General features: G+C 62.8%; 14 protein-coding genes and 1 tRNA gene. 13 read left to right on the forward strand and 2 right to left on the reverse strand.

What is annotated here, in order from left to right; genetic code table 11:
• Positions 1-7 precede the first annotated feature (7 nt).
• The 6 genes from recJ (at position 8) to HN018_RS08670 (ending at position 8102) form a co-directional block, all read left to right on the forward strand.
• Positions 8-1834, forward strand: a complete 1827-nt coding sequence (gene recJ / locus HN018_RS08650; RefSeq protein WP_171835936.1) for a single-stranded-DNA-specific exonuclease RecJ — start codon at positions 8-10, stop codon at positions 1832-1834.
• A gap of 61 nt (positions 1835-1895) precedes the next feature.
• Positions 1896-1971 (forward strand) — tRNA-Glu (locus HN018_RS08655).
• 947 nt (positions 1972-2918) lie between these two features.
• Complete coding sequence (gene hsdR, locus HN018_RS08660; RefSeq protein WP_204259702.1) at positions 2919-4721, forward strand: EcoAI/FtnUII family type I restriction enzme subunit R; 1803 nt, start codon at positions 2919-2921, stop codon at positions 4719-4721.
• 72 nt (positions 4722-4793) lie between these two features.
• Positions 4794-5309, forward strand: coding sequence for a type I restriction-modification enzyme R subunit C-terminal domain-containing protein (locus HN018_RS29715; protein WP_204259703.1), 516 nt, complete (start codon positions 4794-4796; stop codon positions 5307-5309).
• Positions 5310-5337: 28 nt separating this feature from the next.
• The gene (locus tag HN018_RS08665; RefSeq protein ID WP_171835935.1) at positions 5338-6906 is read left to right on the forward strand and encodes a class I SAM-dependent DNA methyltransferase; all 1569 of its coding nucleotides are present in this window, start codon (positions 5338-5340) and stop codon (positions 6904-6906) included.
• On the forward strand, positions 6903-8102 hold the full coding sequence (locus HN018_RS08670; RefSeq protein WP_171835934.1) for a restriction endonuclease subunit S domain-containing protein: 1200 nt from the start codon (positions 6903-6905) through the stop codon (positions 8100-8102). Before HN018_RS08665 ends, HN018_RS08670 begins: the two co-directional genes overlap by 4 nt.
• Positions 8103-9193: 1091 nt before the next feature.
• On the opposite strand, the gene HN018_RS08675 is transcribed toward HN018_RS08670, so the two are convergent.
• The gene (locus tag HN018_RS08675) at positions 9194-10279 is read right to left on the reverse strand and encodes a substrate-binding domain-containing protein (RefSeq protein WP_204259704.1); all 1086 of its coding nucleotides are present in this window, start codon (positions 10277-10279) and stop codon (positions 9194-9196) included.
• A gap of 89 nt (positions 10280-10368) precedes the next feature.
• Here HN018_RS08675 and HN018_RS08680 point away from each other — a divergent pair, with 89 nt between their 5' ends.
• The 7 genes from HN018_RS08680 (at position 10369) to HN018_RS08710 (ending at position 17596) form a co-directional block, all read left to right on the forward strand.
• On the forward strand, positions 10369-11415 hold the full coding sequence (locus HN018_RS08680; protein ID WP_171835933.1) for a Gfo/Idh/MocA family protein: 1047 nt from the start codon (positions 10369-10371) through the stop codon (positions 11413-11415).
• Positions 11412-12314: a sugar phosphate isomerase/epimerase family protein gene (locus HN018_RS08685; RefSeq protein ID WP_171835932.1), complete on the forward strand. Its 903-nt coding sequence runs from the start codon at positions 11412-11414 to the stop codon at positions 12312-12314. The genes HN018_RS08680 and HN018_RS08685 overlap by 4 nt, the downstream gene beginning before the upstream one ends.
• A 62-nt stretch (positions 12315-12376) precedes the next feature.
• Entirely contained in the window at positions 12377-13621 is a 1245-nt protein-coding gene (locus HN018_RS08690; protein WP_204259705.1) for an ABC transporter substrate-binding protein, read from the forward strand.
• The gene (locus HN018_RS08695; RefSeq protein ID WP_171835931.1) at positions 13621-14511 is read left to right on the forward strand and encodes a carbohydrate ABC transporter permease; all 891 of its coding nucleotides are present in this window, start codon (positions 13621-13623) and stop codon (positions 14509-14511) included. Before HN018_RS08690 ends, HN018_RS08695 begins: the two co-directional genes overlap by 1 nt.
• Complete coding sequence (locus tag HN018_RS08700; RefSeq protein WP_171835930.1) at positions 14508-15338, forward strand: carbohydrate ABC transporter permease; 831 nt, start codon at positions 14508-14510, stop codon at positions 15336-15338. Before HN018_RS08695 ends, HN018_RS08700 begins: the two co-directional genes overlap by 4 nt.
• 36 nt (positions 15339-15374) lie before the next feature.
• The gene (locus HN018_RS08705; protein ID WP_171835929.1) at positions 15375-16445 is read left to right on the forward strand and encodes a sugar phosphate isomerase/epimerase family protein; all 1071 of its coding nucleotides are present in this window, start codon (positions 15375-15377) and stop codon (positions 16443-16445) included.
• The gene (locus tag HN018_RS08710; RefSeq protein WP_171835928.1) at positions 16442-17596 is read left to right on the forward strand and encodes a Gfo/Idh/MocA family protein; all 1155 of its coding nucleotides are present in this window, start codon (positions 16442-16444) and stop codon (positions 17594-17596) included. The genes HN018_RS08705 and HN018_RS08710 overlap by 4 nt, the downstream gene beginning before the upstream one ends.
• Here HN018_RS08710 and galE read toward each other — a convergent pair.
• Positions 17593-18633, reverse strand: coding sequence for a UDP-glucose 4-epimerase GalE (gene galE, locus HN018_RS08715; protein WP_171835927.1), 1041 nt, complete (start codon positions 18631-18633; stop codon positions 17593-17595). The two genes, HN018_RS08710 and galE, sit on opposite strands and share 4 nt — an antisense overlap.
• Positions 18634-18682: the final 49 nt, after the last annotated feature.

Genomic DNA, 18682 nt, shown 5'->3' on the forward strand with positions numbered 1-18682 from the left:
CCGGCTGATGCCTGACGGCGGCCTGGTCCCGGCCATCGCCGGGGGCGCGCTCCCCGGCAGCGTGCTCGGGGTCGAGGCCAGCATCGGCCAGCGGCGCTGGATCTGGCGCGGCGCCGACAGCGCCGCCCAGGAGCGGGCTGGGCTGGCGATGTCGCAGCGGCTGGTCCTGCCCGAGATGGTCGGGCGGCTGCTGGCGGCGCGCGGCGTCGATGTCGAGACCGCGCAGCATTTCCTCGAGCCGACCCTGCGCGCGCTGCTGCCCGACCCGTCCTGCATGATCGACATGGACGCGGCGGCGGCCCGGCTGGCGCGGGCCGTCGAGCAGTCCGAAACCATCGGCGTATTCGGCGACTACGACGTGGATGGCGCCTGTGCGGCGGCGGTGCTGACCACGCTGCTGCGATCGTTCGGCTGCACCGTGCATACCCATATCCCCGACCGGATTCGCGAGGGCTACGGCCCGAACGCGACGGCCCTCGGCGGCCTGGCGGAGCGTGGCGCGACGCTGATCGTCTGTGTCGATTGCGGCACCGCGGCGGCCGACCAGCTCGCGCACATGGTCGGCCGGGCGGACGTTGTCGTGCTTGACCATCACAAGTCGGACGGTCCGGTGCCGCCGATCCTGGCCACCGTCAATCCGAACCGGCTGGATTGCGGGTCCGGCCTGAACACCCTGTGTGCGGCGGCGATCACCTTCCTCACCGGGGTGGCGCTGGTCCGGCATCTGCGCCGGGACGGGTATTTCGCCAGCCGGCCGGCGCCGGACCTGATCGCGCTGCTGGATCTGGTGGCGTTGGCGACGGTCTGCGACGTGATGCCACTGACCGGCCTGAACCGGGCGCTGGTCACCCAGGGGCTCAAGGTGATGGGAAGGCGGGCGCGCCCTGGCATCCATGCGCTGCTGGAAGTGGCGTCTGTGAAGGACGTGCTGAGCGCGTTCACCTGCGGCTTTGCGCTTGGGCCGCGGATCAATGCCGGCGGCCGGATCAGCGAGGCAGATCTCGGCTTGCGGCTGCTGCTGTGCGACGATCCCGTCGAGGCGAAGCTGCTGGCCGAGCGGCTGGATGCGGTGAACCGCCAGCGGCGCACCGTCGAGAGCGGCATCATGGACCAGGCGATGGAGCGCGGCGCCGCGCAGATCGAGGCGGGCCATGCGGTGATCCTGCTGGCGGGAACCGACTGGCACCCGGGCGTGGTCGGCATCGTCGCCGGGCGGCTGAAGGAGCGGTTCAACCGCCCAGCCTTCGTGGCGGCGGCACTCGAGGACGGCACCGTGAAGGGCTCGGGCCGATCGGTCGACGGGCTGGACCTGGGTTCGGCAATCATCAGCGCACGCCAGAACGGGCTGCTGCTGACCGGCGGCGGCCACGCGATGGCGGGCGGGTTCTCGCTTCAGGCGAGCGACCTGGACAGGTTCCACGCCTTCCTCGACGAGCGGCTGGCGGCGGCCCGGTCCCGCCCGATGGCGTCCGCATTGGCGGTGGACGGGGTGCTGACGGTGCAGGCCGCGACGGTGGAGCTGGCCAGCCACATCGACCGGCTGGCGCCCTTCGGGTCCGGCAACGAGGAGCCGCTGTTCGTGCTGTCGCGGGTCAGGGTGCTGCGGGCCGACCGGATCGGCCGCGAGGGCAACACGCTGCGGCTGATGCTGGAAGGCGAGGGCGGCGGCCCCCGGCTCAAGGCGCTGCTGTTCCGCGCCAACGAGAGCAAGCTGACCGCGACGCTGGAGGCCCGTGGCGGCCCGCCGCTGCACCTGGCCGGCTGGCTGCGGGCGGAGAGCTGGAACAACACGACTAGCGCCGGCTTCTTCATCCAGGACGCCGCGGTCGCTTGACCGCCAAAGGTCGCTCCGCTACGCAGTCGCCGTAGGTCGCCCAGGCGACACTCTGGCCCAAGTCCTGTTCGTCTAGTGGCCTAGGACACCGCCCTTTCACGGCGGTAACACGGGTTCGAACCCCGTACGGGACGCCAATCAAATTGCTCAGTGTTTCGAGAATGTGTTTTTGGCTGAGCCGGTTAGGAAAGCTTGGGGCTGGCATTGAATCTTTTCGTTCGGTAGCCTGAGGTCACAAAGAAAGGGCAGCCCCCTTGTGGCACCGCCCTCCGATCTGTCTGGCGAGGGCCAAAGTGTCTATGGAACGGTGGGCGCTAGTGGAGCAAAGGTGCCCTCACTGTCGTCGGCTGTCGGAGACCGTGTGTCGCCTCTAAGGCATTTCGAGCCTCAGCACCTTGACTGGTTCGTCTTCATACTTGCGCCAACGGCCTACGGTGCATCTTCGCCTTGCTCGACAACATCGAGGTTAAGCCCATGCGACAGTTGTGGTCGGTGCCGGCAGGTCGATTACTGCGGCCGAGGCGTGTGCGGCCCGCAGGCGAGCCAGAATTCAAGGCCGACTGAAGAACTGCGTATAGATCGCGGTTGGTGTTATGGTGCAAAGGCTCGCCGATCACGCTTCATGCCTTCAAAGACGCAATACCATTTGACGTGCCAACCTTGCGCGTCTACCCCGGCACTTGGCTCATCTCCAGGGGTCCTGGACATAGCTCGAACGCCCGGCCGCCTCTTACCGTAGCCGTCCAGATGCAAAGCGGCTCTAGGATTTCGTGCAACGGTTCAAGTCAAAGCAGGCGTTACGTCGCGTAGGACCTCGCCACGAGCGCCGGCACTTCTTGAGGCGGACGCTCCAGTTCGACCGATTTTTTCGCATCGAGACGAGATTTAAGACTCCCGCCCGTAAGAGCAGTGTTCCACACTATGGTGCCTGCGATGGTTCCGATAATCGCCTAAGTCAGCATGCTACTACCAAGGTCTTACTGAAAAGACCGGAAGCCGAATTTAGGCCTGCGTCTTTCATCAAGCGGGCGAATTAGATGTAATGAAGATCCCGGGCACCTGCGTAAGAATGGGATGAGAGTGATTGGCGGACGAGACCGAAACCGAGGCTGATACCTGCCGTAGGGCTATCACTCCACGTCTGCAAGCTGCTGGGTGGGATAGCCTTCCTCATCAGTTGCACGAGCAGCACATTATCACTCCTGGGCGCATCCTGTTTACCAAGCGCGGGACAAGGCGAGGTGAGCGTCGAAGGGCCGACTACTTATTGCGCTATCGAGCCGATGTTCCCATTGCGGTTGTTGAGGCCAAGGCCTCCTACCTGCCTGCTGCAGAGGGCATGCAGCAGGCGAAGCAATATGCAATCATGCTTGATCTAAGCTTCGCTTATTCCAGCAATGGCGTTGAAATTCTGGAATTTGACTTTTTTACTGGACTAGAAAAGCTAGTCGACACGTTCCCAGCTCCGGATGAGCTCTGGGAGCGACAGCGTATCGGCCTCGGGCTAGATCCGCGTGCAGCGGAGGTGGCGCTAACGCCTGGACGCCCTGATCCGAAGCAGCCTCTTCGCTACTACCAAGAAGCAGCAATTACTCGAGCCATTGAGGCTATTGCGTCGGGCCGCCGTCGTACATTGATTATCCTTTGCACGGGATCGGGTAAAACATCCATTGCCTTCCAGATCGCATGGCGTCTTCACGCCGCCCGCTGGACAGCAATCTCAGGCCGCTTGCGCGCACGTGTGCTATACTTGGCGGACCGCGATGTGCTGGTGAAAGACCCGCAGAACCGATACTTCGGACCATTCGGGGATGGGCGCCACCGCATCCTGGCCGGACATGCACCGGGGTCACGCGAGGTCTTCTTTGCCACGTATCAAGCTCTACTGGAAGAGGGACCCAATGACGTACGATTTGCAGGACTGCCCTCCGACTTCTTCGATTTGATTATCGTCGACGAGTGTCACCGTGGCAGCTCACGTGCTGACAGTGCTTGGCGTACTATTCTCGAGCATTTTGCGGCGGCCGCTCAGATTGGCATGACAGCGACACCGATATACGACGAGACACGCGATACCTTCGCTTATTTCGGAGCGCCGCTTTACGTCTACTCCCTAAGACAGGGGATTGAGGATGGGTATCTTGCCCCTTACAAGGTCCGTCGTGTCGTAACTGACTTTGACGCTGCAGGTTGGCGGCCGACAAGTGGCGAACTCGACCGCTACGGGCAACCTATTCCCGACGACGAATATCAGACCAAGGATTTTGAACGCGTTGTGGCACTTCGGGCTCGTACTGAAGCGATTGCTCGTCATTTAACTGAATACCTCCGCGGTACCGACCCGTTCGCTAAGACACTTGTTTTTTGTGTTGATCAAGAGCACGCGGACGAAATGCGCCGAACTCTGGCTAACCTGAATTCCGACCTGATGGTGATGCACCCTGATTGGGTTTGTCGTGTTACCTCAGATGAGGGCGATGTCGGACGCACGTATCTGGAACGCTTTCAGGATTTGGATTTACGTACGCCGGCTGTGCTGACAACGTCACAGATGCTTACGACTGGCGTCGATGCGCCGACTGTACATAACGTTGCGCTAGTCCGCGTCATCGGTTCGATGAGCGAGTTCAAGCAGATCATCGGCCGGGGCACGCGTGTCCGTGAAGATTACGGAAAAACCTGGTTTACGATTCTTGATTATACAGGTACCGCGACGGCAAAATTTGCCGACCCAGCATTCGATGGTGATCCCATTGCCGTGATGGTGGAACCGATGGATCCGATCACAGGCACCGTGCCTGATGGGGCCCTTGAGACGACTCCTCATGAGGATTCAACAGCGAATGAGGCTCAAGATGAAGGGGGCGGAACAGTCCTTGTGCCATGAGGCGGCGGACCCGCGGCCAGATCAAAATATTATGTAGATCAAGGAAGATCCCGCATCGTGTGGGACCGAGCAATGGAGCTCGATCCAGAAGGTAGGCTTGTTACCCGAAGAGTCCTTGATCGCACACGGGACGTTGTGCGCACTCTTTATGCAACGCCTGCCGCTCTCCGCACGGTCTGGGGCCTTCCTGATAAGCGGCTAATAGTAGCAGAGGCGCTGGCTGCTCACGGACTCGACGTGAAGGAGCTGGCGGAGGCTGCTGGACAGCCCGATGCTGACCCCTTTGACTTGCTCTGCCACGTAGCTTGGGACGCCCCGCCTCGCACAAGACGAGAACGAGCTGAAGAGTTGAAGCGCCGCAAACCCGCGGTTTTTGATCGGTTTGGCGGAGAGGCTCGGGCCGTACTGGATGCCCTTCTTGATAGATATGAGATTGGCGGCCCGGATGAATTGCGGCTGCCGGAAGCCTTGAAGATCAAGCCACTTTCCGCCATGGGCAACCCGCTGGAAATTGCTAGTCGGTTCGGTGGCCCAGAAGGTCTTCGGCAGGCTGTGATTGAACTGCAGGAACAACTCTACGCCGCCTGATTTGGCTGGCCCTTTAAAGAGAATCAAGATGGCACCAGCACAACGGTTGAAGCGGGAGGCTCCCCCGCGCGGCGCGGCCCAGCGGCTCGACGCCATTATTAAACAGGCTCGCAATAAGTTACGTAAGGACAAGGGCTTAGACGGTGACACAGACCGTTTGCCGTTGCTTGCGTGGCTCATGTTTCTCAAGCTCTTGGATGACGTAGAGCGTGTGCGTCAAGCAGAGGTCGCGATGGAGGGGCGGCGCTTCGACAGCGTGGTCGCGCCTCCCTATCGCTGGCGAGATTGGGCCTCGCCAAAAGATGGGCTTACGGGGGATGACCTCATCCGCTTCTTGACGATCGAAAAGGAGACGCTGCGGCCGGATGGCACGACTGGCCCAGGTCTTTTCGCAACTTTGCGCTCCCTCCGGGCTGATGGCGCACGTGATCGTCGAACGGTTGTTGCAACTGTATTTGTAGGCGTCAGCCTAAAGGCGCGTTCAGGCCACATCCTACGCGAGGTGGTAGAGCTGGTGGATGGCATCCACTTCGATGCCTCTGACGAGGTGTTCCAGCTCTCGCGCCTTTATGAGAGCATGCTGCGTCAGCTGCGTGATGCAGCTGGTTCGGCTGGCGAGTACTATACACCGCGTCCTGTCGTGCGGCTCATGGTAAAAGCACTCGACCCTCGCCTTGGCGAGGTAGTGGAGGATCCGGCGTGTGGAACCGCAGGCTTCTTGGTGGAGGCTTTTACTCACCTTCGCGATCAGCGCAAGAGTGCAAAAGACCAGCGTATCTTGCAGGAGCGGAGTATCCGTGGCGGTGAGGCTAAGCCGCTACCATTCCTGCTGGGTCAGATGAACTTGATGCTGCACGGCTTAGATGCGCCTGACATCGATTCCGGTAACGCTCTTCGCAACAAACTTACCGAAATAGGAGAGGCACAGCGGGTGGATGTCATCCTGACTAATCCCCCGTTTGGAGGAGAAGAGGAGGCGTCTGTTCTTGGTAATTTCCCAATAAATAAACGCACTTCGGAAACGGCTCTGCTGTTTTTGCAACTAATAATGCGCAAGTTACGACGTGGCGGGCGAGGCCGAGCCGCGGTTGTCTTGCCAAACGGAACGCTGTTTGAGGGCGGAGTCGCGGCAAGAATCAAGGCGGAATTACTGGAAACCTGTGACCTGCGCGCAATCATCCGTCTCCCCGAAGGAGTGTTTGCACCCTATACGGACATACCGGCCAATATCTTATTTTTCAGCACCGGAGGTCCGTCCCGCAACGTTGCCTATTGGGAGCAAACCCCGCCAGAGGGACGGCGGAAGTATACCAAAACGCAGCCAATGCTAGATGAGGAGCTAAGCGACGCGTTGGCATGGTATCGTGTCGGATTTCCGGATGATGAACGTGCTTGGATGGTGCAGGCGGAGAGCCTGCTGATAAAGGACAAGGCTGGTCGAGTCGTTTCCTGTAATCTTGATATCAAGAACCCTAAATCTGCAGCAAAAGAAGATCATCGTTCTCCATTCGAGATTATTGCATCTGCGATCGAGAAAGAGCGTGAAGCACTTCGACTTTTGGAAGACGTGCGAGTATTGCTGAGGCAAGACACGTGACGGTTCGGGAGCAGCTACATGTTGTACTAGAGGATGTACTGACACCAAACTACGACTGGATAGTCTTGGATCCTGATGCTGACTATAAGCAGGTAACCGTTAAACTCTGGGGCAAGGGCATAGTCCAGCGAGCGATCGTCAAAGGCAGTGATATCGCTGCCGCCTCTCAACTACGCGTTAAAGCCGGGCAGTTCATTGTCTCTCGGATCGATGCAAGGCACGGGGCATTCGGATTTATCCCACCTCAGTTGAACGGCGCAGTTGTTTCGAGCGACTTTCCTTGCTTTGACGTGGATAAAACCCGGCTCAACGTAAGGTATTTAGCTTGGCTCAGCCGAACTCCAGAGTTTGTGGATCTTGCGCGATCGGGTAGCGAAGGATCAACAAACAGAGTACGTCTGAAAGAGGCTCGCTTCCTAAAACAAAAGCTCATTTTGCCGTTGCTAGCAGAACAAGAGGCAATTGCGAAACAATTGGACAAGGCAGCGTCTTATATAGAAAAAAGAGCAAAAGCGGCGCAGTCAGTTAGTGATAACTTGCAAGCGATGCTGCAGGTTGTTTTCCGTCGTATCACGCGCAGTGCGCCTGTCGTTTGCCTTGGTGAGATCGCTCCGTTGGTCCGTCGTAATGTAAAGATCGAGGAAGAGAAGAGCTATACGGAAATCGGTATACGTAGCTTTTATCGCGGAACATTCCGCCGACGAACTATTCCAGGTTCTTCTTTTACTTGGCAGGAGCTTTTCTCAATCAAAGAACACGATTTGATATTCAGTAATTTAATGGCCTGGGAAGGTGCGGTAGCAATTGCGACACGGAGCGACGTCGAATGTGTCGGTAATCGACGCATGCTCACCTGTGAGGTTAATTTAAAACGAGCGGTCCCAAGCTTCATTCACTTCTATTTCACGCAACCAGAGGGTTCGGCTCGGTTGATTGCAGCCTCTCCAAGTAGCATTGCTCGAAACCGTACATTAGGCCCGGTAGCACTCCATAATCTACCGGTTCCACTGCCTAGCTTGGGTGCGCAGCAGATATTCGACTCTCTGCATACCAAAGTTCAGGCGGCGCTAGCTGCACATAACAAGGTTGAAGAAGAGCTCGCCAATCTCTTGCCGGCTTTGTTGCATCAAACCTTCAATGATCACGAAGTGGCTTTGCCGAATAAAAAGGCGACAAGGCGCCGTGCAGCCGCTTAGGTTTTATTTACGGTTCTAGACCCGTGAGTTGAGGGAGAAAAGTTTAACTTAAGGTTAGGGCATGAGGATGAACAATACATCCGGTAATGTCTGGCGTGGCGTTCATCTTGCTTAAGGCGAGGCTGCTATCTGCCGTGGTCTCGTGCATGAAAAGCGGATTGGGGCTGCACTTTCGATTTCGGCTCGGTCTGGCCCCCGTGAAAATATTTGGTTTGTGGTCCCGGCCGATTAGCTACATTTCGTGGTATTGGATGGTGTGTGGCACCTGCGCCAGCTTGTTGTGCCAAAATTTGAGTGTGCGCGGTTCGCGATTAAGCATATATTCTAACCTGATGGTAGAGACGTTCACAAGGTCATCGACCTGTTGGAGTGACCAGCAAGATGATTAAGGTAGATGTTTGATAAGCGAATTGCAGGGCCGCACGGTCGGGTATCAACCGCTGGCAAGCCTGGACGTTTTTGCGCTTACTTGAGAGCGTCTGCGGCAGCATTATTGATGGCCTTGCACAAACGAGACACCCCGACTGGGCAGGAATTCTTGGCAAGATAAGCTATCTTCTCAATGTCGCGTGTATTCAGCGTCGAGTTGATTTGAGCGGTAACAAAAAAGGCGGAGAGCAGGAGCCTTCTTGGTTTCGGCTGCGAAGTTAGGAAGCGATCTCCAATGGTCGGCTAAGATTCTTGCCACACCCTCGGACGACGCCTCGGCTATTTCCCCTCCGTCGCACCCTTAATAAAGATGGAGATACGCCGCGACAGCTCGCCACGACGTCAGCCCGTCGGCTGCAGTCTCCGCAGCATCCGCCTTCGCTGGTGGGCAAGCTAAAGACTGGGCGCCCACGTTGCCAACGAACAGAAGAAGAAACGCAGCAACGGGAAGACATTTAACGAATAGGTTTACGTTCCCGGCTTGCCCCATGCGCGGTACCGACAGGCGGCTACGCCAGCATGATGTTGTTCCCCGACTAAGACAGGCGCGATACCCGTGTAGCCTGCCCTTCAACGTTTCGACGGAAGCTGCCCCACAAAGTGCACCCGGACGGCCGAGACCCTGACCCAACAAATCAGACATCTCCACACCGCCTCCATCATCAGCCAAACCCATCACTCCCACCCTCCACCAACGTCATCGGCCAAAGCCGCTGCACCGGCCCAACCAGGACCCCCTCATCATCGGGTGTCATCGCCAGCAGCAACGCCTCGGCAAGATCCCTGCCGAGGTCGTGCAGCGATAGCGTGAAGCATGTCAGCGAGGGCGACAGGCCGCGGCTTGCCGGCGTGTCGCGGATGCCGATCAGCGACATGTCCCGGCCTGGTCGCAGTCCGGCCTCCTGCAGCCGGCGATAGGCCCCGACCGGCATGGTGTCGCCATTGAGGATCAGCGCCGTCGGGGGATCGGCCAGCCCCAGCAGCGTATCCACGGCCCGGTAGCCACCGGCCTCGTCGGTCTCGACGCGAACCAGCAGGGCCGGATCGACCGCCAATCCGGCGTCCTGCAGTGCTGCGCGATAGGCATCGGCAAACACATGCCCGAGATTGATGTCCGATGCCGGGTCGGCCAGGGCGATACGCCGGTGTCCGGCGGCGGCAAGGCGGGCGACCGACTGGTGGGCTACGGCCTCGAAATCGAGGTCGATCCACGGCTGGCTGCCGCCGGACAGGCTGCGTCCCAGCGTGGCGAACGGAACCCCGCGCTCCAGCAGGAACGGGATGCGCGGATCATGCCGCATCGTCGCCGACAGCAGCCAACCATCCGCAAGGCCGCGCGACACCGCACGCTGCAGGAACGCGAACTGGTCCTCGTCGCTCCGGGCAAGCAGGACCATGAGGTCCAGTTGCCGGGACGCCAGGGCAGCCTGGATCCCGCCGAACAGCGCCATGAAGAACGGGTCGCCCTGGGCCGCACTGTCCGCGCTGGGGGTCAGCACGAAGGCGATGGTCCGGGTCTGGCCACGACGCAGCGTCTGGCCGGCCTGGTTGGGCACGTAGCCGAACGCCGCGACCGCCTCGAGCACCCGGACCCGCGTCGCCTCGCGCACGTCCTTGCGGCCATTGAGGGCCCGGGACACCGTGCCGATCGACAGGTCGAGATGGCGGGCGAGCGCGCGTATGTCCATCGGGTCCGTTCCATCCTCGAGCCGTGTCGCCGCAATCCCGGCTTGACGCAGGGATAGCACGCGCACAGTCTCCGTAAACGTTTACGGGACCGATCGCCGAACGCAGCCTCACAGAAGGCAGGCGGCGATCGAGCAGGGGGAGGATGACGATGCGAGCAGCCTTGATCGGTTGCGGCGAGATGAGTCGCGCCTGGCTGGCGGCAGCGGCCGAGCTGGACGAGATCGAGATCGTCGGCCTGGCCGACCTGGACGAGGGCCGCGCCCGGTCGCGGGCGGTGGAATTCGGCCTCGGCGACGTGGTGATCGCCAACGATATCGAAACGCTGCTGGAGCGCTCAAGGCCGGACATGCTGTTCGACGTCGTCGTGCCGGCGGCCCGTCATGGTGTCGTGCTGGCCGCCCTGGCCGCCGGATGCCACGTGCTGAGCGAGAAGCCGCTTGCCGACACGCTGGTGCATGCACGGGAACTCGTCCACGCGACACGCTCGGCCAGCCGCCTGCACGCGGTGATTCAGAACCGGCGCTATTTGCCCGGGATCCGGAGGCTGCACCGGCTGATCGAGAGCGGCGCGCTCGGCAAGGTCACCGGCCTGCATTGCGATTTCTTCAAGGCGCCGCATTTCGGCGGATTTCGCGAGCAGATGGAACACGTGCTGCTGCTCGACATGGCGATCCACAGTTTCGATGCGGCGCGCTATCTCGCCGGCGTCACGCCGGACAGCGTCTATTGCCACGAAACCAACCCGGACGGATCGTGGTTTGCCGCTGGCGCCGCGGCGAACGCCATCTTCACCCTGCCCACCGGCGGGGTGCTCACCTATCGCGGCAGCTGGTGCGCGAACGGAATGCCGACCAGTTGGAACGGCCAGTGGCGCGTGGTCGGCGACCGCGGCACCGCCATTTGGGATGGCGAGGATGCCGTCACCGCCGAATGCCTCGCCGACCCCGCGGCACAGGATGGGCTGTTCTCGGTCACGCAGCCCATCGAAGTGCCGCCGTTGCATTCCGATGACGGGATCGACGGACATCTCGGCCTGCTGCGCGACTTCGCACGCTCCGTGCGCGAAGGCCGCGAACCCGAGACGGTCAGCCACCACAATCTCGGCAGCCTGGCCATGGTGTTCGGCGCGATCGAAAGCGCCGAGACCGGCCGCAGCGTCACCATCGCCATTCCCGAAGAACCGGAGGTTCCATGACCAATCCTGCGCTCGATATCCGCATCGGCACCATGGTCCGCGCCAACGCACCGGATCCGGCCGGTACCGTGCGACAGATCTTGCCGCATGGCTTCGAGAGCATCGAGCCGTTCTTCTGGCAGACGCTGGGCGGCGTCGATCTGCCGCGCCTGGCCGGACAGCTTCGCGACGTGATCGCCGATTCCGGCGTGACCATGAGCACGCTCGGGATGTTCGGCAATCCGCTGGAGGACCGCCCGCTCGATCGCGAGACGCTGGCCGGCTGGGAGCAGCTCATCGACCATGCGCACCTGTTCGGCGCGACCACGATCGCCGGCTTCACCGGCCGGGTGCGCGACCGGCCGCTACCGGAAAGCCTGCCGCGCTTCAGGCAAGTCTTCGGCCCGCTGGCGAAGCGCGCCGCCGACAAGGGTGTGCGGATCGCCTTCGAGAATTGTCCGATGGAGGGGTCCTGGGCAACCGGCGACTGGAACATCGCCCATAATCCGGCTGCATGGGAGCTTATGTTCAACGCGCTGCCGGACGAGAATATCGGCCTCGAGTGGGAGCCGTGCCACCAGCTCTATTACCTGATCGATCCGATGCCGCAGCTGCGCGACTGGATGCCGAAGATCTTCCATGTGCATGGCAAGGATGCCAGCGTGCGCTGGGATGTGGTGCGCCGGCACGGCGTGCACGGTGCCGAGCCGTTCGCCTTCCACCGCACGCCCGGGTTCGGCGACAGCGACTGGACCGCGATCATCAGCGACCTTCGCCTGGGCGGCTACACCGGCTCGATCGATATCGAGGGCTGGCACGATCCGGTCTATCGCGAGGCGCTGGAAATGACCGGGCAGGTGGCCGGGCTGAACCATCTGAAACGCTGCCGTGGAGGCGACTTCGTGCCCAACCCGGCCTGACACCGTCGCACCTGCGGCCGACCGGGGATCAACTCCGGCGGCGTCTTCGAGAGGAAACACCGATGTTCAAACATGCATGCCGGCTGGCGTTTTCCAGGTTGGCGATCTCCGGGCTGGCGATACTGTGTGTCGCACCCGCCCGGGCGGCTCCCGTCACGTTGCAATTCTGGACGATCGAGAAGCCGAACCAGGTGACGCAAAGCTACGCGCTGGCGAAGGAGTTCGAGGCAAAGAACCCCGACATCCACATCGAGATCAAGCATGTCGATTTCGCCGATGTGTCCAACGACACCATGCGCGCCATCGCCACCGGCGCCGGGCCCGACCTGGTCACCATCGACAACCCCGAGGTCGCGTTGTTCGCCGCGCATAATGCGCTGGCCGACCTGTCGCCGCTGATCGCGCAATCGAAGGTGATCGATCCGAAGCGCTTCTTTCCCGGCCCGCTCGCATCGGTGACATGGAAGGGGCACGTGTTCGGGCTGCCGCGCGGCTCGAACACGCTGGTGCTGTATATCAACGACGACGCCTTCAAGGCGGCCGGGCTCGATCCCGCGCAGCCCCCGGCCACCTGGGACGCCCTGCGCGAAGATGCGCGCAAGCTGACGGACCCGGCGAAGGGTGTTTACGGTCTTGCCTTCTCGGCCATCGGCGACGAGGAAGGAACGTTCCAGTTCCTGCCATGGGTGCAGAGTGCCGGCGGTGACTACGACAAGATCTCCGGTCCGGCCGGGGTGGCGGCGCTGACATTCTGGCAGAGCCTCATCGACGAGAAACTCGCCTCGCACGACACGCTGATCCGGGCACAGTCGGACGCGTTCCAGACCTTCGTCAACGGCAACGCGGCGATGGCGATTTCAGGACCGTGGGAGCTGAGCGGCCCGATCTCGACCGCGAAGTTCGCCTGGAGCACAGCACTCCTGCCGGTCCAGAAGCCGGGTGGCACGCACGCCTCGGCCCTCGGCGAACATGCGTTCGTCATCCTGCACAACAGCGCGCACCCGGCCGAAGCATTCCGCTTTCTCGAGTACGTCTATTCGCAGGAAGGACGCGACTGGAACGAGTTCGGCATGCTGCCCTCGATCCGCATCGACAATCCGGCCGCGCCGCAGCATCCGCAAGCCTACGCGACCTTCATCGAGGAGATGAAATATGCCCGGGTGCGTGGACCGAACCCGCACTGGTCGGTCATTTCCAAAGCGATCCAGGCCGCCTTCCAGTCGGCGCTGACGCATCAGGCCCAGCCGGCCGCCGCGCTGAAGGACGCACAGGCGATCATCGACCCGGCGCTGCAGGGCGACAATTAATGAAGCTTGCCCACCAGCGGCCTATGTTCGACATCGCCATGCTCGGCGTGCCGCTGGTGTTTCTCGTGCTCATCTGTGCGGTCCCGGTGGTCTACACCGTCGTGATGTCGTTCCAGAGCGTCGACATGTTCACCATCATGTCGCTGCGCCGGCCGTTCGTCGGGCTGCACAACTACATGGCCCTGTTCGCGCGGCCGGGTGCCCGCCACATCTTCCTGAACACCGCCCTGTTCACCATCCTCTCGGTGAGCGCGCAGCTCGTGCTGGGGTTCGCGCTGGCGCTGTTCTTCAACCGCCGCTTCCCGGGCGCCGCCACGCTGCGGGGCGTGTTCCTGGCCGGCTGGATCATGCCCGGGCTCGTGGTCGGCGGGATCTGGAAATGGATCTTTGCCGGCGATAACGGCGTGCTCAACGCGGTGCTGGCCGGACTGCACCTGACCCGGTCGCACCCATTCTGGTTGTCCGATCCCGCTTTGTCGCTCTACGCGGTCATCGTCGCCAACATCTGGCTCGGGATCCCGTTCAACATGATCCTGCTGTCGGTCGGCTTGGCCGCGGTCCCGGCCGACGTGTACGAGGCTGCGAAGATGGACGGCGCCGGCCCGGTCCGCACGTTCCTGTTCATCACGCTGCCGATGATGCGGGCGACCATCGCCGCGGTGGCGTCCCTCGGGGTCATCTTCACGCTGCAGCAATACGATCTGATTTCCGGCCTGACCGAGGGTGGCCCGTCCAACAGCTCCAATGTCGCGCAATACTGGTCCTGGCAGCTGTCGTTCCAGGTCTACGAGATCGGGCAGGGCAGCGCGCTGGCGGTGCTGATGCTGGCGTTCACGGCGGCGGTCGCGGGCTTCTATGTCTGGTCGACCCGACAGGAGCAGGCGGCATGATCCTCCCATCCGTGCGCCGGCGGCGGATCGATGGCGGCATCGGCCTGGTGCTGGCCGCGATCTACCTGTTTCCGCTCTACTGGATGTACGCCACCGCGCTGAAGAGCCCCGCCGAGATCTTCCGCAATCCGCCGACCTTCTGGCCGCACACCCTGCACATCACCTTCGGGCGGGTGTTCGTCGAACATGCGATGGCGCATTATCTGTGGAACTCGGCACTGATCGCCGCCGGGACCACGGTGCTGACGGTCCTGCTCGGCACCGGCGCCGCCTATGTGCTGGCGCGTCACCGCAACCGCTGGGTGGATGCGGCACTGTTCCTGGTGCTGCTGTTGCAGGCGCTGCCGCCATCGTTGCTGGTCACGCCGATCTTCGTGGCGTTCAATCAGCTCGGCCTGCTGGCCACGCCGCGTTTCGCGGTCGTCCTGGCCCAGACCGGCAAGATGGTGCCGTTGTTCATCGTGCTGTGCCGTGCCAGCTTCGCGCAGGTGCCACGCGAACTCGAGGATGCCGCCCGCATGGATGGTGCCAGCCGCCCGATGGCGTTCCTGCTGATCATGGTGCCGCTGGCGCGCAACGGTATCCTGGTCTCGGCGATCCTGGTGTTCCTGCAATCCATGGGCGAATATGTCTATTCGCGGTCGCTGATCTCGTCCGATGCGCTCCAGACCGCGAGCGTCGGCCTGCGCGGCTTCCTGGGCACCAACACGACGGACTGGGGCGGCATCATGAGCTATTCCGCGATCTTCGTGACGCCGATCCTGATCGTCTTCGCACTGCTGCAGACCCGGATCATCGGCGGCCTGACCGCGGGAGCGCTCAAATGATGCCGGCGGCAACGACGGACAGAGGGAGACATCCGAATGAAAACGCTTAAAGGGCCGGCCCTGTTCCTGGCGCAGTTCGCGGGGGATGCAGCACCGTTCAACGGGCTTCCGGCGATCGCCGCCTGGGCGAAGGAATGCGGCTTCGATGGCGTGCAGATCCCGTCCTGGGACGCGCGCCTGTTCGACCTGGCCCGCGCCGCCGAGAGCGACACCTACTGCGACGAGGTCAAGGGCGTGCTGGCCGAGAACGGCCTGGTCCTGACCGAGTTATCCACGCACCTGCAAGGCCAGCTGGTGGCGGCACACCCGGCCTACGACGTCGCACTCGACGGGTTCGCTCCTCCATCGGTGCATAATAACCCGGTGGCACGGCAGCAATGGGCGGTGCGGCAGCTGCATCTCGCGGCGCAGGCGACGCGCCGCCTCGGGCTGACGGCGCATGCGACATTCTCGGGCGCGCTCGCCTGGCCGTACCTCTATCCGTTCCCGCAACGTCCGCCGGGCCTGATCGACGAGGCGTTCACCGAGCTGGCCGGCCGCTGGCGGCCGATCCTCGACGCGTTCGACGAGGCCGGGGCCGACCTCTGCTACGAGCTGCATCCGAGCGAGGATCTGCACGACGGCGTGACGTTCGAGATGTTCCTAGACCGCGTCGGCAACCATCCGCGCTGCAACATCCTGTACGACCCCAGCCATTTCGTGCTGCAGGTCATGGATTATCTCGGCTTCATCGACGTCTATCACCAGCGCATCCGCATGTTCCACGCCAAGGATGCCGAATACGTCCCGAGCGCCCGCCAGGGGGTCTATGGCGGCTACCAGGCCTGGATAGACCGTACCGGCCGGTTCCGGTCGCTCGGCGACGGGCAGGTCGATTTCGGATCGGTGTTTTCCAAGCTGGCGCAGTATGATTTCGACGGCTGGGCCGTGCTGGAATGGGAATGCTGCCTCAAGCATCCCGAAGTCGGCGCGCGCGAGGGTGCGGAGTTCATCCGGCAGCACATCATCCCGGTGACCGACCGGGCCTTCGACGATTTCGCCAGCGGCGGCACCGACCATGCCGCCAACCGGCGCATGCTGGGCCTTCCGGTCGGGGACGCCACATGACCCGGCGTCGCCTGCGCCTCGGCATGGTCGGCGGTGGCGCCGGCAGCTTCATCGGCGGGGTGCATCGCATGGCGGCCCGGCTGGACGACCACTACACCCTGGTGGCCGGCGCCCTGTCGTCCGACCCCGAACGGGCCCGGCAGTCGGCGGAAGCGCTGCACATCGAGCCGGACCGCACCTACGCCGACTACGACACGATGGCGGCCGCGGAAGCTGCGCGCCCGGACCGGATCGACGTCGTCAGCGTCGTCACCCCGAACGACAGCCACGCGGCGATCTGCCATGCGTTCCTGACGCACGGCATTCCGGTGATCTGCGACAAGCCGCTCTGCACCTTGATGCAGGATGCGCGATCATTGGCCGACCTGCTGCAACGAACCGGACTGCCGTTCGTGCTGACCCACAACTACACCGGCTATCCGCTGGTCCGGGAGGCGCGCGCACGCGTGCTGGCGGGCGAACTCGGCACGATCCGCGTGGTGCAGGTCGAGTATCCGCAGGAGTGGCTGGCCGAGGCGATCGAGAACACCGGCCAGAAGCAGGCGGCATGGCGCACCGACCCGGCGCGGTCCGGGCCCGGCGGCAGCGTCGGCGACATCGGCACCCATGCCCATCAGCTGGCCGGGTTCGTGACCGGGCTGCGCCTGGAATCCGTCGCGGCCGACCTGTCGACGTTCGTGCCGGGACGTCGTCTCGACGACGATGCCCGCATGCTGCTGCGCTACGAGGGCGGCGCACGCGGCATGCTCTGGTGCAGCCAGGTCGCGCCGGGTTTCGAGAACGGCTTGCGCCTGCGCGTGATCGGCGACAAGGGCAGCCTGGATTGGCTGCAGGCGGAGCCGAACGTGTTGCACCTGGCGCTGCTCGGCCAGCCCATGCGGCGCCTGACACGGGGGATGCCGGACTTGTCCGCCTCGGCCAGCCACGCCACGCGCATTCCGTCAGGCCATCCGGAAGGCTATCTCGAAGCGTTCGCGCAGATCTATACCGATGCCGCCGCCCTGCTCTGGAACCGGCTGGAGAACACGCCGGCCGGGGCGGATGCGATGCTGCTGCCCGGGATACAGGACGGGCTACGCAACGTCGCCTTCATCGACGCGGTCATCGCGTCGCACAAGGCCGATGCGGCATGGACGCGGCTGGAGGTCTAGGCCGCCGAAGTCGCCTGGATGGACCTCGCGGTTTCGAACGTGCGCTCCTGCATCATGCGGCGCTCCCAGGCAAGCGACGAGCCGAGGATCTCGTCGAGCCCGGTATGGCGCGGCTCCCATCCCAGCACGCTGCGGATACGGTCGGCTTGCGCCACCAGCGCCGGTGGGTCGCCGGCGCGGCGTGGCATCGTCGTCAATTCGACGGTGGTGCCGGACAGGCGCTCGACCGCCTCGATCACCGCACGGACCGACTGGCCGCGTCCGTAGCCGCAGTTCAGCGTGGTGCTGGCGCCGCCGGCACGCAGGTAGCGGAGCGCCAGCACGTGCGCCTCGGCCAGGTCGGAGACGTGGATGAAGTCGCGCACGCAGGTGCCGTCGATGGTGTCGTAGTCGCAGCCGAACACCGACATGCCGGCCCGCTGGCCGGTGGCGACCTCGCAGGCGACCTTGATCAGGTGCGTGGCACCGACCGTGCGCTGCCCGGCGCGGCCGTCCGGGTCTGCGCCGGCGACATTGAAGTAGCGCAGCACGGCAACCCGGATTCCGTGCGCCGCCGACACGTCCGCCAGCAGGCGCTCGGCCGCAAGCTTGCTGCTGCCGTAAGGGTTGATCGGCGCCGGCACGGTGTCCTCGTCCACCTGTGCCGCATCGGACAGGCCATACACCGCGGCGGTCGAGGAAAACACCAGCTGCTCGACGCCGGCCAGAACGCAAGCCTCGGCCAGGTTCATCGTGTTGGCAACGTTGTTGCGCCAGTAGGCAACTGGATGGACGACCGATTCCGGCACAACCAGCGAGCCGGCGAAATGCATGACGGAATCTATGTCGTACAGACGGACCAGCGTCACGATCAGCTTGGTGTCGGCGGTGCTGCCGCGGATCAGCGTAACGCCCGACGGCACCGCCGCTTCCGTGCCGGTCGAGAGATCATCCAGCACCACGACCCGAACCCCGGCATCGCGCAGTGCGAGCGCTGCGTGACTGCCGATATAGCCTGCTCCGCCGGTGACCAGCACCGCACGATTTCCATTGATCATGACACGATTTCTTCTGGTTGCCGGATGCCTGGCAGGGAGCGGTCCGCTT

The sequence above is a fragment of the Lichenicola cladoniae genome (genome assembly GCF_013201075.1).
In the GTDB taxonomy this organism is placed as follows: Bacteria; Pseudomonadota; Alphaproteobacteria; order Acetobacterales; family Acetobacteraceae; genus Lichenicola; species Lichenicola cladoniae.

What these genes read in the sequence shown, in the direction of transcription:
- HN018_RS08690 (WP_204259705.1), top strand. Translation starts at nt 12,377, where the DNA reads ATGTTCAAACATGCATGCCGGCTGGCGTTTTCCAGGTTGGCGATCTCC.
- HN018_RS08680 (WP_171835933.1), top strand. Translation starts at nt 10,369, where the DNA reads ATGCGAGCAGCCTTGATCGGTTGCGGCGAGATGAGTCGCGCCTGGCTG.
- HN018_RS29715 (WP_204259703.1), top strand. Translation starts at nt 4,794, where the DNA reads ATGGAGCTCGATCCAGAAGGTAGGCTTGTTACCCGAAGAGTCCTTGAT.
- HN018_RS08695 (WP_171835931.1), top strand. Translation starts at nt 13,621, where the DNA reads ATGAAGCTTGCCCACCAGCGGCCTATGTTCGACATCGCCATGCTCGGC.
- HN018_RS08685 (WP_171835932.1), top strand. Translation starts at nt 11,412, where the DNA reads ATGACCAATCCTGCGCTCGATATCCGCATCGGCACCATGGTCCGCGCC.
- HN018_RS08665 (WP_171835935.1), top strand. Translation starts at nt 5,338, where the DNA reads ATGGCACCAGCACAACGGTTGAAGCGGGAGGCTCCCCCGCGCGGCGCG.
- galE (WP_171835927.1), bottom strand. Translation starts at nt 18,633, where the DNA reads ATGATCAATGGAAATCGTGCGGTGCTGGTCACCGGCGGAGCAGGCTAT.
- HN018_RS08705 (WP_171835929.1), top strand. Translation starts at nt 15,375, where the DNA reads ATGAAAACGCTTAAAGGGCCGGCCCTGTTCCTGGCGCAGTTCGCGGGG.
- HN018_RS08700 (WP_171835930.1), top strand. Translation starts at nt 14,508, where the DNA reads ATGATCCTCCCATCCGTGCGCCGGCGGCGGATCGATGGCGGCATCGGC.
- HN018_RS08710 (WP_171835928.1), top strand. Translation starts at nt 16,442, where the DNA reads ATGACCCGGCGTCGCCTGCGCCTCGGCATGGTCGGCGGTGGCGCCGGC.
- recJ (WP_171835936.1), top strand. Translation starts at nt 8, where the DNA reads ATGCCTGACGGCGGCCTGGTCCCGGCCATCGCCGGGGGCGCGCTCCCC.